The sequence below is a fragment of the Polyangium spumosum genome (assembly GCF_009649845.1).
Taxonomy (GTDB): Bacteria; Myxococcota_A; Polyangia; order Polyangiales; family Polyangiaceae; genus Polyangium; species Polyangium spumosum.
Genome location: NZ_WJIE01000001.1, coordinates 626416 through 650977, shown reverse-complemented (window position 1 = coordinate 650977; position 24562 = coordinate 626416). Strand labels below are relative to the sequence as shown.

The following is a 24562-nucleotide window of genomic DNA, read 5'->3' as shown; positions in this document are numbered from 1 at the left end:
TGGGTCGCGAATGAAAAAAGGGCGCGGGATCCGATCCCCGCGCCCTTTTTTCATCTCAATCGCTCAGTACGGCAGATCGAGCGGATCCTCGCCCGGCGGCGTCTGGACCGGCGGCGACTGGACCGGCGGCGACTGGACCGGGGGCAATTGCGCCGGCGGCACGTCGAGCGGGCAATCGTCCTTCGGCGGCGGCGGCGGCGGCAGAGGCGCCTGCTGCACGGGCCCCTGCTGCGGAGGTCCCTGCACGGGCCCCTGCTGCGGAGGCCCCGGCGGCGGCGGCGGCGGCGGGGCCGGCGGCGGGGCCGGCGGAGGCGGGAGCGGCGCGCAGATTTCGATACAACCGCCGCCGTACGTCGAGCCCCCACATTCGAGACAGCGCTGCCCGCCCCCGCAGGTCGGATCGGGAATACATTGGTCGTTCTCGAGGCAATACCCCATGCACAGCTCGTCGGCCCCCGGGACACACGCGCCCGCGGGGAACACGCACGAGCCCGCGCAATCCCTGGCGAACGCGCAGCGCCCCGGCGGGAGCTCGGATTCGCAATGGAACCCCCGACACCCCGCCCTGGGCAACAACGCGTCGCCCCCAAAAGGCGTCCCTCGGGCGTCGCCCACGGCTTCCTGGCTGCTCTGCACAAGCCCCTCGGTCGAATCGTCTGCGACGCAGCCGATCACCATGGTCGCCAAGCTGCCGAAGATGACCCCAACGACGCCCCATCGCTTCATCATGATGGACCTCCCCCCAACCCTGCTCACGGCGGACGGCGCCGCTCGAGTGGGCGCACACCTCGCCCCTCGATACCAGCACCATCCGCCGCTCGCGGCTCCGTCCCCGACCGTGCGTGCCCTTTGTGCGACGCCTCGGTGAGGACTCTTGGGACGAGTGTAGCTGGAGGTGGGATACGGGCAAGGCGGGGAGAGGCCGGGCGCGCGGAAAGAGGCGCGGCGCAGGAGGCATCATTTCCTCGAACGGACCGTTGCGCGACGAACGGCGCTCGACCGTCCATCAGGGTATGCTCGTGCGTATGCCTTCGTTCGCGTCGCGCTCCCGCGGCCCCCTTCCGTTCCTGACGCTCTGCGCCTCGGCGCTCGCCTTGTCCTCGGCGCTCGTCATGGGCTGCCGTGACTCCCGGCAGCCGACCTACGCCCAGACGCAGCCCCCGCCGACGCAGTACCCGCCGCAGCAAGGGTATCCGCAGCAGGGCTACCCGCAGCAGGGTTACCCGCAGCAAGGGTATCCGCAGCAGCCGCAGCCGAACCCGCAGCAGCCCGCGCCCCAGCCCACGACCCAGCCCACGAGCCCCTTCCCCGGTATCCCGTGGCCGTTCCCCACGGCGCCCGCGGGAGGCACGCCGACGGGCGGGCTGCCGACGACGGGAGGGCTGCCGACCTCGCCGCTCACCGATCCAATCAACCTCGTCGACATCAACTGGCTGCGCAGCCAGGCCGGCGTGGTGATGGGCGAGCTCATCGCCGCGCTCCCCGCGAACAAGCAGTCCATCGTGCGCGACATCCCGTTCGTCGCGGATCCCACGCCCGGCGAGGTGAACGCGTTCGCCGCGTGTGACGATCAAGGCCTGCCGCTCATGGCCATCACGGACGGCCTGCTCGAGATCGAGGCGCACATCGCGCAGTACAAGGCGAACGACGAGATCTTCGGCACCCGCAAGCTCGACGAGTACCTGCGCATGCTCGCGCAGCAAGGCGGGATGGTGCGACCGCCCGCGGGCTTCATCGATCCAGGCCAGCAGATCGACATGCGCAAGGTGCAGCGCCAGCACCAGCTCTTCGACGAGCAGGTCGGCTTCGTGCTCGGGCACGAGCTCGGCCACCACCACCTCGGCCACCTCGGCTGCACGGCGAACCAGGGCGGCAGCCGCGGCGTGAACCCCGCCGATCTCGGCAGGATCCTCTCGCGAACGCTGCCCGCGTTCAACCAGCCGAACGAGCTCGCCGCCGACATGGCCGGGACGAACAACGTGCTCTCCGCGGGCGCGCGTCGCCAGAGCGGCTACCGCCTCACCGAGGGCGGCGCGCTGCTCACGCTGCAGTTCTTCTCGAACCTCGATCAGCTCACGCCCGCGACGGTCGTCTTCAACTTCGAACGCACGCACCCGCACCCGCTCGTGCGTATCCCGGTCGTGCAACAGACGGCCGCCTCGTGGCGCATGACCGGCGGCCAGCCGAACCCGTTCGGCGGCTTGTTCGGCGGCCAGTAATCAACGACGACGCATCACGCGCGCCGCCTCCACCGCGGCGCGCGGCTGCACCACCCCCCAGCCCTGCCGCTCGAGCGTGATCCCCGGCGTGCCTCTCGCCGTCGTCATGAGGATACGCCTGCACTCGTGCGGGCGCAGCGCGGGGTTCGCCTCGAGCATCTGCGCCACGACGCTCGACACGATCGGCGCCGCGAAGCTCGTGCCGTCGACGTGCTTGTAGTGGCCCGAGAGGACCTTGCGATCGTGCAGCTTCGCCGCGACGAGCTGGCGCACGAGGTACGGCTCGTGGCGGCCCGCGATCGCGTCGAGCTCGGCGTCCTCACCGGCGTGCGCGGCGAGCAGCTCGAAGAGCTCGTCGTCGTCGGCGTCGTCGAGCCGCTCGAGCAGCCGCGCCTCGACCGCCGTGGGCGTGCCGGGAAGGATCGGCGCCGCGACCCACATCGCCGGCGCGATGATCTCGGGCTTCTGCAGGCCGTCGAGCGTGAGCCCGTACGACGAGTGGTAGTGCAGCGATTGCTCGCCCGAACCGCCGTCGTCGAGGCCGCCGACCGCGATCACGCTCGGCGCGCTCGCCGGCGGCAGGACCTGATGATCCACGAGGTGCCCCGCGTTGCCGGCGGCCGCGACGACGACGATGCCTCGCCGCGACGCCTCGTCGGCCGCGCGCGAGAGGGGATCGGTGAGGAACGACTCCTCGTAGTCGCCGCCGCACGAGATGTTGAGGACGCGGATGCCGTACTTCTCGCGGTTCGTGATCACCCACTCGAGCCCGCGCCGGATGTCGTCGTGCACGATGCGGTGCGCGCCGCCGACCTTCACGAGCACGACGTTCGCTTCCCAGGCGAGGCCGCGGAACTGCCCGGCGGAGAGCGCGCCGTTGCCCGCCGCGACGACGCTCGTCATCATGCCGTGCCATGACGAGGCGTCCGAGCGCTCGAGCGCCTCGAGCCCCGCGCGCGGCGCGAAGAGGTCGTGGTAGGCGCTGATGCGATTGTACGGCGTCGTAAGATCGGGGTGGGCGTAAAACCCCGAGTCGAGGAACGCGATCGTGACGCCGCGCCCGGCGTATCGCGTGTCCGCGTCGAGTCGCTCCGCGATCGGCAGCACGCGCGTGCGTGCGCTCCACGGGCCCCTCTCGGGCATCAGTCGCTTTCGATCTTGAGACCGCACTCGGTGCAGAAGGTGTTGCCGACGTAGAGCTCGTGATCACAGCGCCGGCAGCGCGCCACGCGGATCTCGTCGATCGAGCGAGGACCATCGACCTCGACGTCGCCGCCCGCCGCGAGCATCGCGAGGTCGTCCGGGCTCATGACCTCCCGCAGCGCGTCGAGGTCCGCGGCGACGACGACCTCGTCGACGGGATCTTCGGGCGGCGGCGGGCGGTACGAGCGCACGCTCGGCGCGTCCTGGATGTCGCGGTAGCGCTGCGAGAACGGGATCGAGGCGGCGACCTCCTCCACGGCGAGCTCCGGCGCGTCGACCTCCGCCGCATCGATCTGCGCCTCCGAGGGCGGCGGCGTGTCGTCGGCGCGCACGAGCAGCGCCGAGATGTTGTCGACGCCGCCTGCCTCGTTCGCCATCGCGATGAGCAGCTCGCACGCCTCCGACAGATCACTCGTCAGATCGAAGACCTCGAGGATCTGATCGTTGGAGATCATACCACTCAGACCATCGGAGCAGAGCAGGAACATGTCGCCCGGCTCGATCCGCACGGTCTGCACGTCGACCTTCACCGCGTCCTTCATGCCGAGCGCGCGTGTGATCACGTTCTTCGGCAGGCGCGAGAGCTCGTCCTCGGTGAGATCGGGCTTGAGCGCGAGCGCGTCGTTGATGAGCGAGTGATCACGCGTGAGCTGCTCGATGGCGCCGTCGCGGATGCGATAGCAACGGCTGTCGCCGACGTGCGCGATGTGCAGGTTCTGATCGCCGTCGTAGTGGATCGCGACGATCGTCGAGCCCATGCCGCGGTGCTCTTTGTGCGTCGACGAGATCTCGTAGACGTCGCGGTTCGCCTTGCGCACGGCCTGCACGAGGCGCTCGGCGGGGCGCGGCAGATCGACCTCGTCGTTCGGCGTGGGCAAGGGCAGATCGCCTTGCGCCGTGGCCTCGAAGAAGTTCTGCATCGAGGTCGCCGTGAGGGCGCTGGCGACGTGTCCCGTGGAATGTCCGCCCATTCCGTCGGCCACCACGAAGAGGTCGAGGCTCTGCGCCACGAGCACGTTGTCTTCGTTGTGCCTGCGCTGGCGGCCTACGTCGGTCATGCCCGCGGCCACGAGGCGAAGGGCGTGGCGCGGCTGGGTCTTGGACATGCGACACGCGATTATAGCGGTCGCTCCCTGGGGCTCCGCTAGTTCCTCGTGTTGGTCCCCGACACGACGCCCGTCGCGCGCCCCCCCGGGCCCCCTCCGTCGTGGGCGCGCTCATACGGGGCGGTCGAACAAGGTTCCCGAGGGCCGTGCGCTTTGCGCTTTGCGCGCGGGCCGTGGTCGTTCTAGAGCCCTGCCGTGACGCTCCCCTGCCGCCTCCGCGCGTTCGTCGTCGCCGCCCTCGTCGTGGCCCCCTTGCCCGCCCTCGCGCAGACGCCCGCGCCGGCCCCGGAAGACGCCGACGAGGTCGAGGCCCCGCTCGAGCCCGGCGCAGGGATCCCGAAGCCGTACGCCCCCGACTGGCGCAGAGGGGCCTTCCTCCTGTCCGTGGGGGGCAGCTACGTCGTGCCCCTCGGCGCCGTCGCTTCGGGCGTCGCCGCGGGGGACCTCGTCTCCGGGGGGCTTGGGGTCTCGCTCGGGCTCGGTTACGGCTTGACCCGGCACGTCTCCTTCGAGATCGACGGCAGTTACGGCATGTTCGGCGGCGGCGCGGCCTGCGCGGGCTGCTCGGGCAGCACCCTCGGCCTCGGCATGCGCCTCGTCTACCACCTCGCCCAGGGCATCGCCTTCGACCCCCATGCGAGCTTTGGTGTTGGCTTTCGTACATCGCTCATCGAAGCACCCGAGACCGGCGCCGCCCCGGAGTTCGGCGTGGGCCGCTCGCAGGGCATCGACTTCGCGCGGTTCTCGCTCGGCGGCACGTTTTACCCGCACCCGGTCTTTGGCTTCGGGCCGTTCTTGGAGGGCACGATCGGCTCGTACCGGCTGCGCCCGGATCCGGCGACTTCGCCCGACATCTACGGGTTTTTCCAGGTGGGCTTGCGCGTGACGCTCGATCCGCTGCGCGGCGCCAAGGTGCGCGCGTCGGCCACGGTCGCCTCGACGCGTTGATCTTTTTTCGCAACTGCGAGCGCGACGCGTCGATGGAGTGTTCGTGAGCAACGAACACACGCGAGACGCGACGGTGGAGATCGGCGGAGGCGACGCGGCGCTCGGCGCTGCGTGGATCTGCGTGGACGACGGCGGAGACGAGCGCGTGGCGCGGCTCGGGCCCGGCGAGGAGATCGTCCTCGGCTCGGGGGAGGGCGCGCACGTGCGGCTCGTCGATCGCACGGTGAGCGCGCAGCACGCCGCGCTCGTGCATCGAGGCAGCGTGATCGAGGCGCGTGATCTCGGATCACGCAACGGGATGCGAGTCGCGGGCACGCGGGTCGCGCGCGCGTTTTTGTCGACGGGCAGCACGCTCGAGCTCGGCCGCGCCGTGGTGCGCGTCGAGGGGAGGGCGATCGAGGCAGCGCCGCGGATCGACGCGCCGCTGCCGCACCTCGTGGGGCGGAGCGCGCCGATGCGTCGGCTCGGCGGCGCGGTGCGCAGGCTCGCGCCGCTCAAGCTGCCCGTGATGATCCGCGGCGAGTCGGGCACGGGCAAGGACCTCGTGGCGCGCGCGCTGCACGACGAGAGCCCGCGCAAGGGCAGGCCGTTCGTCGCGCTGAACGCGGCGACGATCTCGCGCGAGCTCGCCGAGTCGGAGCTCTTCGGCCATCAGCGCGGCGCGTTCACGGGCGCGCTGCGGGATCGGCGCGGGGCGTTCCGCGAGGCGCACACGGGCACGCTTTTCCTCGACGAGATCGCGGCGCTGCCGCTCGACGTGCAAGCGAAGCTCCTGCGCGTGGTCGAGGAGGGGCTCGTGCGGCCGCTCGGCGCGGAGACGTCGACGGCCGTCGACGTGCGGCTCGTGGTGGCGACGTGCGAGCCGCTCGAGCAGATGGTGGCGGCGCGGCGCTTTCGTGCCGACCTGTACGAGCGGCTCGCGGTGTGCTTCGTGCGTGTGCCGCCGCTGCGCGAGCGCACCGAGGACATCGCGGCGCTCTGCGCGCACCTCTTCGTGACGTCGGAGCTCGGCCCGCGCGCGCTCTCACCCGGCGCGATCGCGGCGCTGCGCGGGGAGAAGTGGCCTGGCAACGTGCGCGAGCTGCGGAACGTGATCGTGCAGGCGGCCGTACGCGCGCCGGGCGTGATCGAGGCCGAGCACGTGACGAGCGTGCTCGCGGAGCGCGGCGGGCGGCGCGTGCGGCTGCGGCCGGACGACGCGCGCAAGATCTTCGAGGAGGCAGGAGGGAACACGAGTGAAGCCGCGCGGCGGGCCGAGGTCCCGCGATCGACGATGCGGGACCTCTTGCGCGCGGCGGGCGTGAGGGCGAGCGCTCGTCAGAACGTGCCGACGACGCCGAGCCCTTGATACGTCGACGAGACGCTCGGCGTGACGGCGAGGACACGCGGCCCGTCGCTCGCGCCGGTCGTGGTCGTGCTCGTGTTTTTCTTCGGCAGGTACCAGTCGAGCAGCGCGTAGACGCCCGTGCCGATCGCGCCGACGCCAAAGAGCACCCAGCCGGTCGTGGCGACGGCGATGTTCGTGTCGTAGTCGGAGAGATCCTTGCGGAGCACGCTGCACGCCTGCTCGTAGTTCGGCAGGTCGCTGCCGGCTGCCTCGGTCGATCCGCAGGGCGGGTTCGCGCCGAAGTTCGTGCTCGGATCGGTCGCGGCGAACGTGCGGATCTCGGCGGCGTGCTGGTCGGCCTTGTTGCTCGCGACGCTCGCGCCGATCGAGAAGCCGATGCCGAGGCCGAGGCCGACCACCGTCACGCCCGAGCCGACCCAGGCGATGGGCTTGCGCTTGTACCAGTGGAAGAACGGCTCACGCGTGCTCGTGGTCGTGTCGGCGCCCGTGTCCGGCGGGGGCAGCGTGGTGCCGGCCGGATCGACCGGCGGATAACCCGCGCTCGCGGTCGTGGTGCCCTCGGGCGGCGTCCCCGTGCTCGGCTGCGCGCCGTACGGGGTCGACGGGCCGGTCGCGGGCGGCGTCGCTTGCGTGGGCGGCGGCGCGGCCGGAGGCGGCGGAGGAGGCGGCGGGGGCGGCGGCGGAGGAGGCGGCGTCGCTGCGCCCGCGACGCCGAGCACGAGGTTCGCTGCGCTGGCCGAGCCGAGCTTCGCGTCGACCTTCGTGGTGGCCGTCTTGCCGCCGTACGTCGCGGTGACGGTGTGCGCGCCCGGCTTCACGAAGATCACGTTGAGCAGCGGCGACTTGCCGTAGCTCGTGCCGTCGACCGCGATGTCCGCGCCGTTCGCGTCGACGATGACCACGATGTGCCCCGTCTTCCGCTTCGCATCGGCGATGCCCTTCTCGGCCGTGGCCTTTTGCTCGGGCGAGGCCGAGGGCATCTCGCGGAGGAACTGCTGCAGGTGCATGCCTGCGTCCTCGGGGTGGTTCGAGCGCAGCTCGCTCTGGCCGAGGTTGAGCAGCACGGCGGGGTGACGCTTCAGCGCGTAGGCTTGCAAGAACGCGGAGCGAGCGTCCTCGAAGCGACCGGCGTCGAACGCCTTCACGCCGTCCAGGTAGCGTTGTCGAGCGACCTCGGTCACGGCGTCCGTCTGCGCGAACGCGCGTGCTTCCATGAGGTCGGGAGCGATCCCCGCCTCGCCGAGGAGGGCGGGGACCGTGAGCGAGAGGAACAAGGCGGTGGCGCAGGCGCGTGTCTTCATCGAACCCTCGGTGCATCGCGTTGCGCCGCGATGCGGTCTTCGTGGTGGCATTCTTCGCACCTCGACGAGGGCCCGGGCAAGCGATTAGCGAGGGCTCAGAACGGCGTCTCGCGGATGATGCCGCCGCCCGTCTTCGGGGGGGTCGTCGCCGTCGGCTTGGGCGCCGCAGTTTTTGCGGTCGTTGGTGCAGGCGCAGCGGGTTTTTTCGTGGTGGCGGTAGCCGTCGCGACGGGCTTCGGCGGCTCGGGCTTCGGCGGCTCGGCCTTCGCTGGCTCGGGCTTCGTCGTCGCGGCGGCTGCGGGCTCCGTCGTGGGGGCCGTCGTCGCCGTCGCCGTGGGGGTCGTCGTCGGGGCAGGGGGCTCTGGCGCGGGAGGTGTCGCGGCGGTCTCGACCGGGCGCGCTTCCATCGTCGGCGTGGGCGTCGCGGCAGGCGCCTCCGTGGGCTTCGGCGCCTCGGTTGCTTGGGTCGTGGCCGGCGACGGCGTGGGTTTGTCCGAGCCGCCGAGCATCCCCTTCGCGGCGAACACGATCGCGCCGATCGCGACGACCGCGACTGCGACCTTCACGAAGATCCCCTTCGGAGGTCCGCTGACGGGGATCTCGGGCGGCTCGTCGGCCATCGCGGCGTCCATCCGCGCGAGCGTCGTATCGTCGACGGGAGGTGCGGCGGGGGCCCGCGCGCCCGCAGGTTCCTCCGGCTGCGCTTCGTCGGCCTCGGCGACGTGGGCGCTGGCTGCGTCGGCCTTCGGTTCGTCGGCCTTGGCTTCGTCGCTCTTCGGCTCCTCGGCCTTCGCCTCGTCGACTTTGGCTTCGTCGGCCTTGGCTTCATCGGCCTTGGCTTCGTCGACCTTGGCCTCGTCGACCTTGGCTTCATCGGCCTTGGCTTCATCGGCCTTCGGTTCTTCGACGTTGGCTTCGTCAGCCTTGGCTTCGACAACCTTCGGTTCGTCGGCCTTCGCCTCGCTCGCCTCGGCCGCGGGCTTCGCCGCACCGTTCAGCGCAGGGGCCTTCGCTTCTTCGGCCTTCGCCGCGCCGTTCTCCACCAGGGGCGTGGGCTTCTCGAGGGCGCGCGTCAGCTCGGGCGGAGGCGGTGTGCCCACGAGCGTGCGCTTCGGGGCCGCGACGACGGGCGCCGCGGGCGCGACGGCCACGGGCGGATCGTCCTGCTCCCAGGACGGCTTGTACTGCAGGGCGAGCCGATCCAGCTCGTCCGGCGTGGGGACCCGCAGCTTCGCTTGGGGGGCTTGGACAGTCATGACCAGGCGAGAACGTATCACCCGCCCGGTGCGAGCGGCAACGCAGCGACGTCGATCGTGGAGACGAGGCGCGCCGCGTCAGTCGCCGAACGCGGAGGCGGCTTTTTCGTTCGACCCGAACTCGGCGACGAGTTTGTTCTGCCACTCGTCCGCCACGTCCCCCACGGTCGTCACGATGTCCTCGAACTCCTCGTAGTCGAGCGCGGACAGGCGCCGCAAACACCGCACGACCACGTCGTCGCGCGCCGCGTCGATCGCGAACGCCGCGTCGCTCGTCCGCACGAACGAGAGCTCGAGCAGCTTCCGGTAAAAACCCTCCCGCCCCCGCGCCGGCACCGCCATGATCGGCGCGAAGATCATCAGCACGCCCTGCCGCTCGAGCACGTTGATCCCGATCGTCACCGCGCCGCGTTGCACGTGGGCATATCCGCCGTCGTCGAGCACGTGCCCCTCGTGACCCGCGTCGCTCGCCGGCAGGTATTTCGCGACGTAGCGGCCGAGATACGCGTTGACCATCGTGGTCGCGTCGGCAAAGTTCTGGCCCGAGAGCCGGTCGGCGTAGATCGGGATCGAGGTGGGCGTGGAGTCGGACACGGGGATCCTCCGGAAGATGTGCTCGGGCCCCGCGACGCGTGGGGTCGCCGCGGGCGCTGCCCCGTCGTTCGCGGTCCACCGGCGTACCGCGGTGCAGCGCCGCCATCGTATCCCCGCCCTCCCCGCGGCGGTGATCCTTTTTGCGTTCGGGTCGCTCCTCCTCGGCTGTCGCTCGGGTGCGTCGAGCCCACCCGCGCCGCCCCCGAGCGACGAACAACGCGCCCAGGCCCTGCTCGATCCGGCCGCGCCGCTCCCCCCGCGGGCCGAGGTCGTCGCCCTCGCCGATGCCGTCGCCATCGCCTCCTCCCGCGCGGGCCGCAACGAACGCGGCGCCGCCCTCGCCCGGCTCGCGGCCGACCTCCGCGCCCGCGCCTATCGCCTCGACCAGGCCGAGGCCGACGCCCGCGAGGCCCTCGAGCTCTACGCCGCCTCCGCGAGCGCCGCCGCCGGCACCCTCCAGGGTTGCGAGGCCGATCGCCGCCGCGCCCTGCTCGCCGGCGAGCTCGCCCGCGACGCCGCCGTCTCCTACCGCGAGACCTACCTCGCCTCGCGCCGCCAGGCCGTCCTCGCCCCGCGCACGCCTTGCCACGCGGCCCTCGAGCGCACCCTCGCCGTCGCGTTCGCCTACCGCCCCCGCGGCGACGCGCTCCGCGCCCTCGAACACGAAGGCGACCTCGCCTCCGAGGCCGCCTCGCGTGGCGTGACGGCCCCCTCGGCCTTCGTGGCCTCCCCGCCGCCCTCGGGTGAGGTCTCGCCCGAATCCGCGCCTCCGTCGCCCGCGGCCCGGAGCGCCGCGGCCGAGGGCCAGGTCGTCGTGACCCCGAAGGACACGACCGCGGCCAAGGAGCCGGTGAAGATCACGGCGATCGAGCCCTTCGGCTCCGAGAAGGGGGGCCGCGTGGTCATCCACCTGAGCGGCCCGACCACCTTCCAGGTCGGCACCCTCGCCGCCGACGCCGCCGCGGGCAAGGACGCGCGTGTCTTCGTCGACGTCGCCCGCGCGAGCTTCAAGGGCGTCCCGCGCGAGACCGAGGTCTCCGGCGTCGTGCGCCGCGTCCGCCTCGGCGCCCAGGAGAACGGCGGCACCCGCGTCGTCCTCGACCTCGCCGCCTCCCTCTATCGCCGCGTCTTTTACCTACCCGACCCCTTCCGCATCGTCGTCGACGTGAGCACGCGCCCGCCGGTCCGGAAGGACGAACAGGACGCCTCGGGCAAACGCGAGGTCCGTCGCGTCGTCCTCGATCCCGGCCACGGCGGCAACGACACCGGCGCCGTCGGGCCCACGGGCCTCAAGGAGAAGGACGTCACGCTCGACATCGCGCACCGCGCCGCGACCATCGTCTCGCGCGAGCTCGGCGTCGAGACGATGCTCACGCGCGACGACGACACGTTCGTCCCCCTGGATCTCCGCACCGCGCGCGCCAATGCGTTCCACGCGGACCTCTTCGTCTCGATCCACTGCAACGCGTCCGAGAACGGACAGGCGCGTGGACCCATGACGTTCTCGCTCGATCGCGTGCGCGATCCCGAGGGCCTTGCCATGCGCGTCGCCGCCCGGGAGAATGCCTCCCGCCCGCGCAAGAGCGGCGAAGCGGGCGACGCGCGCTCCATCGACGAGGAGATGGCCCTCATCGCGTCGAACCTCGACGTCGGGGATCTCATGGCGCGATCGCGCCACGTCGCCGATCTGGTCCAGCGCGCCGCGCTCGCGTCGCTCGGCGTGCGCTGGCCCGACACGAAGGATCAAGGCACGAAGACCGCGGGGTTCTTCGTGCTCGTCGGCGCGGACATGCCCGCCGTCCTGTTCGAGACCTCGTTCATCTCGAACCCGGACGACGAGGCGCGTCTCGCCACGGCCGACTATCGGCAGAAGCTGGCCGACGCCGTGGCGAACGCGATCCGCGCCTACCGCGAAGGGAAGTGACGCGCCCGCATCACTCCCGCTCGAGGCCCATGAGCCGCTCGAGCGAGTCGCGCAGCTCCGCGGCCTCGCCCTTCTTGATGAAGTCGTAGGCCCCGGCCTCCGTCGCGTTTTTCTTCATCTCCTCGGCGTCCGAGTAGACGATGCAGCGGATGTGGCTCGTCGTGTCGATCGAGCGCAGCCGCTCGAGGCACTTCACGCCGTCGAGGCCGGGCATGCGCACGTCGAAGATCATCGCGTCCGGCTGGATGCTCCCGACGGCCACGAGCGCGTCGAAGGGATCCTGGAACGTGGTCAGCTCGAACCGCTTGCTCAGCGCCTTGCGCAGCGAGGCGAGCACGACCGGATCGTCGTCGACGGCCACGACCTTGGGTTTGCCGAGGCGCAGGACCTCGGGGATCGGGTAGCCGTACTTCCGCAGGAAATCGAGGACGTCGAGCCTCCGGAAGCGCAGGTGCCTGCCCGGCGTCCGGAAATGCCGGATTTCCCCCTTGTCCGCCCAGTTGTGGATCGTCTTCAGATCCACCTGGCAAAACCGCGCCACGTCGCTCGCGGTGAACAGCTCCGGCTGGTTCGTCGTGGTCGTGGTCGGCGTCGGCGTCGTATTTTCTTTGGCTTCCATGACTTCCGGCCTCCTCGGGCCAGTCCTCTCTCGCGGGGCTTCACTCCGACAAAAAGGGAGCTAAGTCCCCGAACCCCCATCGTCCACCGAAGTCGCAACGTCCCGCTCGTCGAGGCTCGCTTCGACCCCCGGCACATCGGGAGAAGCGAATCCTTTGCCGAACTCGGGCGCGTCCTCGGACGCAAAGCGCCCGTCACGCAGGACGTACCGGCTGGGCCCGTCGATCCGCCGCTCGCGCACCGAGTGTGCAGGATCACCGGGCAAAGCGAGGAACGGGGGAACCTCGCCCTCGCCCGGGACGAACTGGGGGCAGATAGGCTGGAGAGTCTGGCGTTTGGCGAGGGTGATCGCACCGTGCACGTCTCGCTCGCCCGCGAGGAGCTCCAGGGTGCGCGACGTGGGCGGCGCGAGAAAGAAACGCCCTTCCGCCGCGGCGTCGAGGACATCCGCGGGGCGGGCCCAGAGGCTCATCGTGGTCTCGTGATCGTCGTGCCGCCCCTCCTGTCCCTCCGGTAAAGGCAGCAAGAAGAACCGCGCATCGAACCGACGTGACTCCGCCTCGGGCGTGACCCACCGCGCGAACGGGGCGAGGCTGGAGAGCGCGAGGCGCAGTCCGCGCCGGACGAGCGCGTCGAAGAGCCGCGCCCCCGCGGCGAGCTCCGCCGCCATCACGTCGAGCTCCGCGCCGCCGAGCCCGGGCAGGACCGGCAAGATCCGCCCCTCCTCGAGCGTCTCCCGGCAGGCCGCCACGCAGAGCCCGAGGGCGCTCGCCCGCTCGCTGGCCATTTCGAGGACCCGCCCGTCCGCCGGCGTCGCCGACGTTTCCCAGGCGGGATCCAGATCAGACGGATCGACCTTTCCGCCGGGGAAGACGAGCGCCCCGCCCATGAACGCGGACTTCGCGTGGCGACGCACACAGAAGACCTCGAGTCCCTGGGCTCCGTCGCGGACAACGACGACGGTGGCGGCGTCACGGGGTTCGCTCGTTTTTCGGTTGATGTCGAATTCCAGCAAGGTGGAAGGTTTTGTCCCACGTCGCGAAGAGGTCGTCAAACACGCATCTCGGCCGGTCTCGACCGTGGTTGACGTCAGGGAATCCGTCGCCTAGCCTTCCGCGCCCTCCTTCACAGGAGGGCCGGAAATGGACGGCATCCGTCCGTCTGAGGCCGTACTTCGTCGAGGTGCCCGGATTGCATGAGGCGGGGGGCACCGAGAGGGCAGGACGTCGAGGGAATTGCACAATGAACAAGGCCCAGCTCAAGAAGTTCAAGGCTTTGCTCGAGGCGAAGCGGGACGAGATCGTCAAGAAAGCAAAGCAGACGCTGAGTGAGGACATGGCCCTCGACGCGAGTGATCTCCCCGATGAGATGGACCTCGCCTCGAGCGAGTATCTGCAATCCTTCACGTTCCGCCTGCGCGGCCGGGAGAAGTCGTTCCTCGACAAGATCGAGAAGGCGCTGATCAAGATCGAAGACGGGACGTTCGGTCAGTGCGAGGAGTGCGAGGAAGAGATCGCGCAGAAGCGCCTCGAAGCCCGCCCCGAGACGAGCCTCTGCATCCGCTGCAAAGAGGATCAAGAGCGCGCCGAGAAGGACTACGGCTGATCAGGGCAAGGAGGGTTCGGTTCCGCCGAACCCCCCGTTCGTCCCGGCTGTCTTCTACTTCGAGCGCTTCGTCGGCCGCTTGCGCCCGGACTCCAGGACCTCGCGCAGGTAACGCCCGGTATGTGACTCCGGCACCGCGGCCACGTGCTCCGGCGGCCCACACGCCACGACCGACCCGCCGCGCTCGCCGCCCTCCGGCCCCATGTCGATCACCCAGTCGCTGCACGCGACCACGTCGAGGTTGTGCTCGATCACCACGACCGTGTTCCCCGCGTCGCGCAAGCTCGAGAGCGCGCCGATGAGGACCTCGATGTCCGAAAAATGGAGGCCCGTCGTGGGTTCGTCGAGGACATACAGCGTGCGCCCCGTGGCCTTCCGCGCGAGCTCTCGCGCGAGCTTGACGCGTTGCGCTTCGCCGCCGGAGATCGTGGTCGCCGGTTGTCCGAGGTGGATGTAGCCGAGGCCCACGCGCGAGAGCGCCAGGAGCCGCTCGCGCACGCGCGGGATCGCCTCGAACTGCTCGATCGCCTGATCCACCGTCAGCTCGAGCGCGTCGGCGATCGACATGCCGCGGTAGAGGACCTCGAGCGTCTCGCGGTTGTACCGCTTGCCGCCGCAGGTCTCGCACGTGACGAACACGTCCGGCAAGAAGTGCATCTCGACGCGGAGCACGCCGTCGCCCTGGCAAGCCTCGCATCTCCCGCCCTTCACGTTGAACGAGAAGCGCCCGGCCTTGTAGCCACGCGCGCGTGACTCGGGCAGGCCGGCGTAGATCTCGCGCAGCAAGCTGAAGACGCCGGTGTACGTGGCCGGGTTCGAACGCGGCGTGCGCCCGATGGGCGCCTGATCGATGGAGATGACCTTGTCGATGTGCGTGAGGCCCTCGATGCCGTCGCACTCGCCGATCGGCGCGCTCGTGCGGTAGAGCGCGGCGCGCGCCGCGGGCAGGAGCGTGTCCACGATGAGGCTCGACTTGCCCGAGCCAGAGACGCCCGTGATCGCGCAAAGAACGCCGACGGGGATCTCCACGTTCACGCCGTCGAGGTTGTGCGCGCGCGCGCCCACGAGCTTGATCACGCGCCCGTCGCCCTTGCGACGTTTCGTCGGGATCGGCAGGTGTTTCTCGCCGGAGAGCCAGGGCCCGGTGACCGAGAGCGGGTTCTTCGCGATCTCCGCCGGCGTCCCTTCGGCCACGACCTTGCCGCCGTGCACGCCGGCCCCCGGCCCCATGTCGACCACGTGATCGGCCGCGAGGATCGCGTCCCTGTCGTGCTCGACCACGACCACGCTGTTGCCGAGATCCACGAGCCTGCGCAGCGCCTCGAGCAGCCGCGCGTTGTCGCGCGCGTGCAGGCCTACGCTCGGCTCGTCGAGCACGTACAAGACGCCCACGAGCGCCGCGCCGATCTGCGTCGCCAGCCGGATGCGTTGCCCCTCGCCGCCGGATAGCGTCTGCGCCGATCGATCGAGCGTGAGGTAGTCGATGCCCACGTCGATGAGGAAGCCGAGCCGCGCGATCACCGCGCGGAGCAAGGGCTCGGCGATCGCCCGCTCGCGCGGCTGGAGCGGCCCGTCCTTGTGCGCGATCCCCTCGAGGAACGAGCGCACCGTGCGCAGCGCCATCGTGCCGATGTCGGCGATGTTCTTGTCCGCGATCTTCACGGCGAGCGCCTCCGCCCGCAAGCGCTTGCCCTTGCAGACGTCACACACGCGCGTCACCGCGTACCGGCCGATGTCCTCCGAGCCCGCGACGTCGTCGTCGAGCTCGTCGTCGTCCTCGCCGGAGACCACGCCCTCGCCCTGCTGGAGCTGCCGCTCGAGCCGCGACACGATCCCCTCGTAACCCTCCTTCGCCTTGCGACGGCCCTTCGCCGCGGTCGCCTCCGTCCCGAAGAGCAACGCGTTGCGATCGGCCTCCGAGAGGTCGCGGAACGGCACGTCCGGGTTCACGCCGAGCGCGGTCACCGCGCGCTCGGTCTCCGTCGACAACGCGAGCGATCCACGCCGGCCCCACGCGACGATCGCGCCCTCGCGCAGCGTGCGCTTCGGGTCCGGCACCACGCGCTCCGGATCGATCCGCGTGCGGAACCCGATGCCGTCACACGCAGGGCAAGCGCCGTGCGGGCCGTTGAACGAGAACATCCGCGGCTCGATCGGCGGCAGCGAGATGCCGCAGGCGATGCACGCGAAGCGCTCGCTCATCCAGATCGGCTCCGCGCGCGACCGCTCGGTCGAAGGATCCGCGAGCAGCCGCCCCTCGCCGAGCTTGAGCGCGAGCTCGACCGAGTCCGTGACCCGACCCTTGACGCCCTCCTTCACCACGATGCGGTCGATCACCACGTCGAGGTCGTGCGCCTTCGTCCGATCGAGGACGATCTCGTCGCCCAGATCGACGACCTCTCCATCGATCCGCGCGCGAACGAAACCTTCGCGGCGGAGGCGATCGAGCTCCAGCTTGAGCTCGCCGCGGCGGGCGCGGGCGATCGGGGCGAGCACCGTCACGCGCGCGCCCTCGCCGAGGCCGAGGATCCGGTCGACGATCTGCTGCACCGTCTGCGCCTCGATCCGCGCGCCGCAGCTCGGGCAGTGCGGCGTGCCCACGCGCGCGAAGAGCAGGCGCAGGTAGTCCGAAATTTCCGTCACGGTCCCGACCGTGGAGCGCGGGCTCTTCGCGAGCGCGCGTTGCTCGATCGCGATCGCGGGCGAGAGGCCCTCGATCGACTCCACGTCGGGCTTGGCGAGCTGCTCGAGGAACTGCCGCGCGTACGCCGAAAGCGACTCTACGTAACGTCGTTGTCCTTCGGCGTAGATCGTGTCGAACGCGAGCGACGACTTCCCCGAGCCGCTCGGGCCGGTGATGACGACGAGCCGATCACGCGGGAGCGAGAGGCTGACGTCCTTGAGGTTGTGCTGGCGAGCGCCGCGAATGACCAGGCGATCCATGGAGCCGCGACACCTAGCACGCTCACCGTTCTGCGGCTCCCGTGTTGTCCGCGCCCTCCCGGCTCTCCGTTTGCTGGCCTCGCCCGCGCTTGCTCGCTCGAAATTTTTCCCCGTCGCGGTTCCTCGGTTCTACTTGCACGACGGGCCACGATCGAGAAGCCCTGCAGAGCTCGTGGGTACGACGACGAGGAGCGTGATGATCTCGGTGGGCGTTGGCCTCCTGGCCGGCGGGCTCGCTTTGTTCGCGCGCCTCGTGCCCGCCTCCTTCCGTGCGGCGCCTCGCGCCGGATCCGCGCCCGCGCCGAAGGCCACCGAAGCCCCGAGCTCGCGAGCGCCCGACGCGCGTGAAGCTCTGGAGCCAGCGACGTCGCCGCTCTCCTCGCTGGACGATCGTTTCTCCGAGGACCCCGCGGCCCGCGCCGCTTGTCCGCCCGACATGACGCTCGTCGACGGCGAGTTCTGCCCCGAGCTCGCCTACCGCTGCGGCCGCCGTTCGAGCGAGCTCGGGCATGGCTGCGCCGCGTACGTCCGCGGCGAGCCGTGCCAGGGCGAGCTCGATCGACGCCGGTACTGCATCGATCGCCACGAGTGGCCGAACCGCGTCGGCGAGATGCCACGCGTCTACGTCAACTGGTTCGAGGCCAAAGAGCTTTGCCAGTCGGTCGGCAAGCGCCTCTGCCGTCGCTCCGAGTGGACGCTCGCCTGCGAGGGGCCGAAGCGGCTGCCGTACCCGTGGGGCTTCGTGCGCCAGCCGAGCCCGTGCAACGTCGATCGCGCCAGCATCCCCGCCGACGCGAACGCGCTCGTCGACGAGCGCACGCGCGAGGCGGAGATCGCGCGGCTCTGGCAGGCCGATCCGATCGGCTCGCACCCCGCGTGCATCAGCGCGTTCGGCGCGTACGACATGTCCGGCAACGTCGACGAGTGGACCGACAACCTCGCCGACGATCCCGAGACGAACCAGCCTTCGACGTTGAACGGCGGCTACTGGGGCCCGGTGCGCAACACCTGTCGCCTCTCGACGAAGACCCACGGGCCGAAGTTCGCGTTTTACCAGGCCGGCTTTCGTTGCTGCGCGGACACGGTGGACGGCGTCCCGGTCCCGAAGCCGTCGCCCTGGATCGATCGCGTGAAGCACGAGGACGGGTGAAGGCACGCGAGGCCGTCGTGTTTCCGGTCGTGGCCGCGCTGTCGCTCGGGCTCGCGGCGCTCCTCCTCGCGCCACGCGCGGCCGAGCGTCGCGAGGCGCCTGCGTCCGCGTCCGCGTCCGCCTCGATCGAAGCGCCGCCACCACCGCCCCTGCCGCCTGCGCCCGCGCCGAAGGAGAAACCTCCGCCGCCTTCGTACGTGCAGGTCAGCCCCGAGAGCCCTGTCGCGTGTGGACCGGGCATGGTCCTCGTCGACGGCGTCTACTGCCCGTTCGTCGGGCATCGTTGCTTGAAGTATCGCGAAGACGTGAAGGACGTCTGCGAGCGCTTCGGCCCCGAGGTGCTCTGCGAGGGCAGGCTCGAGCGGCGGCGCTACTGCATCGACGTCTACGAGTACCCCAACATGGAAGGCGTCAAGCCCGCGGTCATGGCCGACTGGAACGAGGCCAAGCGCGCCTGCGAGGTCGAGGGCAAGCGGCTCTGCACGGTCGAGGAGTGGGAGTTCGCCTGCGAAGGCCCGGGCATGTGGCCCTACCCGTACGGCGCCGAGCGTGACGCCGAGGCCTGCAACATCGATCGCTCCGTCGAGCCGCCGGACTTCGACGCCTTCTCGGATCCGCTCCGCGTCTCGGACGAGGTCGCGCGGCTCGATCGACGCGCGCCTTCGGGCGAGATGCACCGCTGCGTGAGCCCCTTCGGCGTGCACGACATGACGGGCAACGTCGACGAGTGGGTCGACAACACCCAGGGCAAGCGCGTCGAACCGCCGTACCGCTCGAGCTTGAAGGGCGGCTACTGGGGGCCGATCCGCGGGCGGTGCCGGCCGATCACCTCGACGCACAACGAGTGGTTCAGCTTCTACCAGGTCGGCTTCCGCTGCTGCAGCGACCCGAAGGACGGGGGGCGGGCGGGCCCGGCGCCCGTGGGCAAGCGGCCGAGGCTCGGCCGGATGCTCCTCCCGCCGCGGAACCCGGGTCGCCCGAAACCTGCGCCGGAAAGTCCTTGAATGTTCGATGGTTCGTGGATTTGCGCCGCCGCGCGCGGGAGAGGCCCGCACGGCTCATCCCGGGGAGCAAGCGCAAAGTGAACGATGACGCGGCGCTCCCCTTCCAACGGTGGCGATGTTGGACTAGCTTGTCCCCCCGGGTGGCCCAAGGGCGACCCAGCGAACACGGGCCCATAGCTCAATCGGTCAGAGCCCCCGGCTCATAACCGGGCTGTTCCTGGTTCGAGTCCAGGTGGGCCTATCCCTTTTCGCAAGGAGCAGAGCATCCACGTGAGTATCCGCGACCAGATCGCACCCCTCGAAGAGCTCGCGACCATCGACGACGATTTGCGGAGGCTGGAGGAGCAGATCGGCAAGCAGCGGGGAAGTTTGGAGGGGATGCGGGCGGAGGCGAAGGTTCTCGAGGAACGCCTCCGGGCGGACCGAGAGATGCTCTCGCAGATGGAGAAGACGCGGAGCGAGCTCCAGATCGAGCTGCGCCAGATGACGCAGCAGATCGAGCGCTCGCGCGAGAAACTCCAGCGCTCGAGGAACGAACGCGAGAGCAACGCGGCGCAACGCGAGATCGAGGAGCTGCGCAAGCTGCACCGAGACCGCGAGGAAGAGATCGAGCGCCTCTCCACGGCGACGGAAGCGGCGAAGAAGTCGATCGACGCGACCGACGCGAAGCACCGCAACATCGTGCAGCAGATCGAGGGCACGGTGGAGGGCACGACGCGGCAGCTCGAGGACGCCGAGGCCCAGCGCGCGGTGCGGGTGAAGGAGCGCGAGCTCGCCGTGAAGAAGCTCCCGACCACGCTCTACCGGCGTTACGAGTCGGTGCGGACGCGTCGACCGCACCCGATCGCGGCCACGCACGACGGCACCTGCCTCGGCTGCCACATGACCATCCCGCCGATGATGTTCCAGAAGATGCTGCGGCAGGCCGAGTTCGAGCAGTGCCCGCACTGCAGGCGCATCCTCTACTACACGCCCGCGCCGGTGAGGTCCCCGGAGGGCGACGCCGCCGAGGGCACCACGTCGTCACGGGCCTGATCCTCCGGCTCGTCGCTACGATCGATCCCCCGCGCGGCGCGTGAAAGCCTGCCCGACCTGCCATCGCCTCTACGAAGACGACGCGGACGTCTGTCCGCTCGAAGGGCAGACGCTCGCGGGGACCGACGAGGCCTCGCCGGAGCCGGATCCCAGCGATCCGCGCGTCGGCGGGGCGGTGTGCGGCGGTCGTTACCAGATCTTCCGCGTCATCGCCGAGGGCGGCATGGGCCGCGTGTATCAGGCGCTCGATCGCGAGGAGAGGCGCTCGGTCGCGCTGAAGATCCTGCACGAGGAGGTCGCGCAGGATCCGGTCTCGATCGAGCGCTTCAAGCGTGAGTTCGAGGTGAGCGCGGTCCTGCCGCACGAGCACGTCGTGCGCGTGCACGCGTTCGAGCACGACGCCGAGGGCAACTACGTGACCGTGATGGAGTACCTCGAAGGCGAGGAGCTCCGCGTGCTCATGCGACGCGAAGGCGTGCTGCCGCCCGAGCGCGTCGTGCGCTTCGTCGCGCAGGTCGCGCTCGGCCTCGAAGGCGCGCACGAGCGCAAGATCGTCCACCGCGATCTCAAGCCCGACAACATCTTCCTTTGCGGCGGCGACGAGGTGAAGCTGCTCGACTTCGGCAGCGTCCGCGACAACTCCGTGGGCGCCAAGAAGCTCACCGCGGTCGGCACGACGATCGGCTCGCCCTTCTACATGTCGCCCGAGCAAGCGCAGGGGCTCGCCACGCTCGATCATCGCGCCGACGTCTGGTCGCTCGCGGCGATCACCTACGAGTGCCTCACGGGCAAGGTCCCGTACGAGGGCAAGTCCGGCCCGCAGATCCTGCTCAGCATCATGACGCGACCGCACCGGCCGCCGAGCGAAGTGGGCCGCGCGCACGGCGTGCCGCGCACGCTCGACGTGGTGATGGAGGAGGCGTTCGAGAAGGAGCCGGACAAACGCATCCCCACGGTCGGCGCGCTCGCGGATCGGCTCGGCCACGCGTACGGGCTCAAGGGCAGCCACGCGCAGTGGGCTCGGATGACACAAGCCGAGCTCGCCGAGCGGATCCGCGCGGGGTTGCCGGGAGTGCTCGCGCGGCTCGAAGAGGAGCAAGGCTCGGCCGCTGATCTGAGCGCGATGGACGCCGCCTTCGCCGGCGCGCCCGCGCCCGCACCCTCCGCGGGAGGCGTGTTCCCGAAGGACGACGCTGCCCTGGCCTCGACCACACGACCACGCTGGCTTTTTCCCGCCATCGTGTTCTTCGTCGTGGCGCTCGGGGCCGTCGCGGCGTTTGCGGCGCGCTGAACACCGAGCTCGAGCATGCCTTGGGCCGAGGCGTCGTCGAACCCGCGCCGTACGCACGTTCGAGTCGACCTTCCGCACGTGGTCAGGAGCAAACCGCCGTGGTATCCCGAGCCCTCATGAACAAGCCTTCGATGCGCCGTCCCGCCTCCACCCTCGCGTGCCTCGTGGCCCTCTCGGGTCTCACGTTCGTGCTGGCCTCCGGATGTGGTCGGAGCGAAGCCGCCACGCAGCGTGGCGAAGAGACGAACGCCGCGGCCGTCGCGAAGGGCCCCAAGGCCGAGAGCGACACGTACTCGGTGGAGATGAAGGCGACGGGCCCGTACGCGGCGGGCAAGGAAGGGACGCTCGAGATCTCGATCGTGCCGAAGGGCGCGTATCACATGAACGAGCAGTACCCGTACAAGTTCAAGCTCTCCGATCCCGCGCCCGAAGGCGTCTCGTATCCGAAGCCCGTGCTCAAGCGCGAGGACGGGAAGTTCGACGAGAAGAAGGGATCGTTCAAGGTGCCGTTCGTAGCGTCCCGGGCGGGCAAAGCGAAGATCGCCGGTACGCTCTCGATGAGCGTGTGCAGCGAGGCGAACTGCGTGATGGAGAAGCTCCCGCTCGAGGTCGACGTCGACGTGAAGTGAGCTCGCGGCTAAACTCCCGGGGTGAAAGAGTCCGACGCCCGGGCAAGCCGAAGGTCCGAGCTCGCGCTGGCCGAGCTCTCCAACCTGGTCACCTCGATGCAGCGCCGCTTTCAGCAAGGGCGGCGCCTGCTCTCCTTCCAGGAGTACCTGGAGCTCTTCGCGTCTGATCCCGCGCGCCACGGGCGTGATGCCGCCCGCTACGTGCGCGACATGTTCGACCACTTCGGGACGTACGCGGTCAAGCGCCCCTGGGGCGAGTGCACGCGCTACCGCCTCTTCGATCTGCCCTGGGAGCCCGAGCCGCCCCGCGCAGAACGCGGCGAGCGGCGAGCCCCGTACCACGGGCGCGACGCGGCGCTGATCGGACACGAGGAGCTGCAGGGCGAGATCTACCGGGCGCTTTCGAACTTCGTGCAGGAGGGGCGGGCGAATCGGCTCATCCTGATGCACGGCCCGAACGGATCGGCCAAGAGCACGATCGCCGGCTGCGTCCTGCGCGCGCTCGAGCATTACTCGACGCTCGACGAGGGCGCGATCTACCGCTTCCACTGGGTGTTCCCGAGCCGCAAGACGACACGCGGGGCGATCGGCTTCGGCGGCGAAGGGGCCGCGGCGCCGATCGTCGGCAGCTTCGCGCACCTCGAGGACACGCAGATCGACGCGCGCCTCGTGAGCGAGCTGCGGGATCATCCGCTCTTCTTGATCCCCGTGCCCGAGCGGCGCGAGCTCCTGAAGAAGCTCTACGACGAGGCCGGGCTCGCCGATGCGCCGCCCGACTGGCTCATGAGCGGGAAACTCTCGCACAAGAACCAGCAGATCGTCGAGGCGCTGCTCGTCTCGTACGAGGGCTCGCTCGCCGACGTGCTGCGGCACGTCCAGGTCGAGCGCTGGTTCATCTCGCGGCGCTACCGCACGGGCGCCGTCACCATCGGGCCCGAGCTCAGCGTCGACGCGGGCGAGCGGCAGATCACGGCCGATCGTTCGCTCGCCGCGTTGCCCACGGCGCTCCAGGCGCGGACTCTGTTCGAGGCGCACGGCGATCTCGTCGAGGCCTCGGGCGGCGTGCTCGAGTTCAGCGATCTCCTGAAGAGGCCACTCGACGCGTTCCGGTACCTGCAGCTCACGCTCGAGACGGGCGAGGTGAGCCTGCCGCAGCAGACGATCCAGACGAACGTCGTCATGATCGGCAGCGCGAACGACATCCACCTGAACGCCTTCCGCGAGCACCCCGAGTTCCCGAGCTTCCGCGGTCGCTTCGAGCTGCTCCGCGCGCCTTACCTCCGGAGCTACCTCGACGAGCAGCGCATCTACGACGCGCAGATCGCGCCGTTCGTCACCCGGCACGTAGCGCCCCACGCGACGCGTGTCGCGGCGCAGTTCGCCGTGCTCACGCGCATGCGGCAGCCGGAGGCGAAGCGTTATCCCGAGGCGCTCGCGCCGATCGTCTCGTCGCTGACGGCGGCGGAGAAGATGGAAGCGTACGCGACGGGCACGCCGCCGGAGCGGCTCGACGGCGACTCGCAGAAGATGCTGCGCGCGAACATCCGCGCGCTCTACCAGGAGACGGACGCCACCGTCGACTTCGAGGGGCGCTCGGGGGTCTCGCCGCGCGAGATCCGCTCGCTCCTGCTCGACGCGGCGCAGAGCCGCGATCACGGCTGCCTCTCGCCGTTCGCCGTCCTCCAGGAGCTCGACGAGCTCTGCAAGCGGACCTCGGAGTACGACTGGCTCAAGGAGCGCCCGCTCGCGGGCGGCTACCACGACCACAAGCTCTTCCGCGACGTCGCGCGCGCGCGGCTCTACGACACGCTCGAGGAGGAGATGCGTTCGGCGAGCGGGCTCGTCGACGAGACGCGTTACGGCGAGCTCTTCGACAGGTACGTGCAACACGTCGGCGCCTGGGTGAAGGGCGAGAAGATCCGGAACCCGCACACCGGCGACTTCGAGGGCGCGGACGAGCGCATGATGCGCGAGATCGAGGGCCTGCTCGGCGTGCGCGGCAAGCACGACGATCATCGCCGCGGGCTCATCGCGATGATCGCGGCGTGGGCGATCGATCACCCCGGGGAGAAGGTCGTCAACGCCGTCGTCTTCCCGCAGCAGATCCGCAAGCTGCGCGAGGCCGTGTTCACGGAGCGTCGCAAGGCCGTGGCGCTGCTCTGCCGCGATCTGGTGGCCATCCTGCGGGATCGGGCGAACCACAAGGCCCAGGGCCTGCGCGACGAGCCCCTCGTCGGCAGCCTGCGTGACGAGCAACGCAAGAACGCGCTCGCCGCGCTCGATCGGCTCATCGCAATGGGGTATTGCGAGAGCTGCGCCCTCGACGCGGGCAGCGCGCTCCTCCGCGCGCGGTTCTCGGAGCTCGTCACCTGACGAGCGCGTCGTTGG

Annotated in this window: 20 protein-coding genes and 1 tRNA gene; 12 read left to right on the top strand and 9 right to left on the bottom strand. The window is 70.3% G+C overall.

The annotated features are described in order from the left end of the window. Positions 1–63: 63 nt before the first annotated feature. Positions 64–729, bottom strand: coding sequence for a hypothetical protein (locus GF068_RS44115; protein ID WP_206079385.1), 666 nt, complete (start codon positions 727–729; stop codon positions 64–66). 296 nt (positions 730–1025) lie between these two features. Here GF068_RS44115 and GF068_RS02770 point away from each other — a divergent pair, with 296 nt between their 5' ends. Further along, entirely contained in the window at positions 1026–2219 is a 1194-nt protein-coding gene (locus GF068_RS02770; RefSeq protein ID WP_153817712.1) for a M48 family metalloprotease, read from the top strand. Here the strand turns inward: GF068_RS02770 and GF068_RS02765 are convergent, their stop codons facing one another. Continuing rightward, positions 2220–3362, bottom strand: a complete 1143-nt coding sequence (locus tag GF068_RS02765; protein ID WP_153817711.1) for a S8 family serine peptidase — start codon at positions 3360–3362, stop codon at positions 2220–2222. After that, complete coding sequence (locus GF068_RS02760) at positions 3362–4528, bottom strand: Stp1/IreP family PP2C-type Ser/Thr phosphatase (protein ID WP_240806581.1); 1167 nt, start codon at positions 4526–4528, stop codon at positions 3362–3364. The genes GF068_RS02765 and GF068_RS02760 overlap by 1 nt, the downstream gene beginning before the upstream one ends. A gap of 195 nt (positions 4529–4723) precedes the next feature. Here GF068_RS02760 and GF068_RS02755 point away from each other — a divergent pair, with 195 nt between their 5' ends. Beyond that, positions 4724–5476 carry a hypothetical protein gene (locus tag GF068_RS02755; protein ID WP_153817710.1) on the top strand — a complete coding sequence of 251 codons (753 nt, stop codon included), beginning with the start codon at positions 4724–4726 and terminating at the stop codon, positions 5474–5476. Positions 5477–5519: 43 nt separating this feature from the next. After that, positions 5520–6824, top strand: coding sequence for a sigma 54-interacting transcriptional regulator (locus GF068_RS02750; RefSeq protein ID WP_338046183.1), 1305 nt, complete (start codon positions 5520–5522; stop codon positions 6822–6824). Here GF068_RS02750 and GF068_RS44110 read toward each other — a convergent pair. The 3 genes from GF068_RS44110 to GF068_RS02725 form a co-directional block, all read right to left on the bottom strand. Continuing rightward, entirely contained in the window at positions 6794–8125 is a 1332-nt protein-coding gene (locus tag GF068_RS44110) for a tetratricopeptide repeat protein (RefSeq protein WP_206079384.1), read from the bottom strand. The two genes, GF068_RS02750 and GF068_RS44110, sit on opposite strands and share 31 nt — an antisense overlap. Positions 8126–8220: 95 nt before the next feature. Next, entirely contained in the window at positions 8221–9381 is a 1161-nt protein-coding gene (locus GF068_RS02730) for a hypothetical protein (protein WP_153817705.1), read from the bottom strand. A gap of 78 nt (positions 9382–9459) precedes the next feature. Next, positions 9460–9975, bottom strand: a complete 516-nt coding sequence (locus GF068_RS02725) for a YbjN domain-containing protein (RefSeq protein ID WP_338046182.1) — start codon at positions 9973–9975, stop codon at positions 9460–9462. On the opposite strand from GF068_RS02725, the gene GF068_RS02720 reads away from it, so the two are divergent. Then, on the top strand, positions 9962–11899 hold the full coding sequence (locus GF068_RS02720; protein WP_338046181.1) for an N-acetylmuramoyl-L-alanine amidase: 1938 nt from the start codon (positions 9962–9964) through the stop codon (positions 11897–11899). The genes GF068_RS02725 and GF068_RS02720 overlap by 14 nt on opposite strands. Before the next feature lie 10 nt (positions 11900–11909). Here GF068_RS02720 and GF068_RS02715 read toward each other — a convergent pair whose 3' ends face one another. Both GF068_RS02715 and GF068_RS02710 read right to left on the bottom strand, forming a co-directional pair. Continuing rightward, positions 11910–12518: a response regulator gene (locus tag GF068_RS02715; protein WP_153817704.1), complete on the bottom strand. Its 609-nt coding sequence runs from the start codon at positions 12516–12518 to the stop codon at positions 11910–11912. A gap of 60 nt (positions 12519–12578) precedes the next feature. Then, positions 12579–13433, bottom strand: a complete 855-nt coding sequence (locus tag GF068_RS02710) for an NUDIX hydrolase (protein ID WP_153817703.1) — start codon at positions 13431–13433, stop codon at positions 12579–12581. 326 nt (positions 13434–13759) lie between these two features. Between GF068_RS02710 and GF068_RS02705 the strand changes: the two genes are divergently transcribed. Then, entirely contained in the window at positions 13760–14122 is a 363-nt protein-coding gene (locus tag GF068_RS02705; protein ID WP_153817702.1) for a TraR/DksA family transcriptional regulator, read from the top strand. A 54-nt stretch (positions 14123–14176) separates the two neighbouring features. Here GF068_RS02705 and uvrA read toward each other — a convergent pair whose 3' ends face one another. Beyond that, entirely contained in the window at positions 14177–17065 is a 2889-nt protein-coding gene (gene uvrA, locus GF068_RS02700) for an excinuclease ABC subunit UvrA (RefSeq protein WP_153817701.1), read from the bottom strand. A gap of 172 nt (positions 17066–17237) precedes the next feature. Between uvrA and GF068_RS46840 the strand changes: the two genes are divergently transcribed. The 7 genes from GF068_RS46840 to GF068_RS02665 all read left to right on the top strand — a co-directional run bounded on the left by GF068_RS46840 (position 17238) and on the right by GF068_RS02665 (position 24547). Next, positions 17238–18215 carry an SUMF1/EgtB/PvdO family nonheme iron enzyme gene (locus tag GF068_RS46840; protein WP_170319271.1) on the top strand — a complete coding sequence of 326 codons (978 nt, stop codon included), beginning with the start codon at positions 17238–17240 and terminating at the stop codon, positions 18213–18215. Beyond that, positions 18212–19219: an SUMF1/EgtB/PvdO family nonheme iron enzyme gene (locus GF068_RS46835; protein ID WP_153817699.1), complete on the top strand. Its 1008-nt coding sequence runs from the start codon at positions 18212–18214 to the stop codon at positions 19217–19219. The genes GF068_RS46840 and GF068_RS46835 overlap by 4 nt, the downstream gene beginning before the upstream one ends. 167 nt (positions 19220–19386) lie before the next feature. Beyond that, a tRNA-Ile gene (locus tag GF068_RS02685) sits at positions 19387–19460 on the top strand. 29 nt (positions 19461–19489) lie between these two features. Beyond that, positions 19490–20254 (top strand): zinc ribbon domain-containing protein, encoded by a 765-nt coding sequence (locus GF068_RS02680; protein ID WP_338046180.1) that lies wholly within the window; start codon positions 19490–19492, stop codon positions 20252–20254. Positions 20255–20294: 40 nt separating this feature from the next. Continuing rightward, positions 20295–21545 carry a serine/threonine-protein kinase gene (locus GF068_RS02675; protein WP_338046179.1) on the top strand — a complete coding sequence of 417 codons (1251 nt, stop codon included), beginning with the start codon at positions 20295–20297 and terminating at the stop codon, positions 21543–21545. Positions 21546–21661: 116 nt separating this feature from the next. Further along, positions 21662–22174 (top strand): hypothetical protein, encoded by a 513-nt coding sequence (locus GF068_RS02670; RefSeq protein ID WP_240806580.1) that lies wholly within the window; start codon positions 21662–21664, stop codon positions 22172–22174. A gap of 21 nt (positions 22175–22195) precedes the next feature. Then, positions 22196–24547: a PrkA family serine protein kinase gene (locus GF068_RS02665; RefSeq protein WP_338046178.1), complete on the top strand. Its 2352-nt coding sequence runs from the start codon at positions 22196–22198 to the stop codon at positions 24545–24547. Positions 24548–24562: the final 15 nt, after the last annotated feature.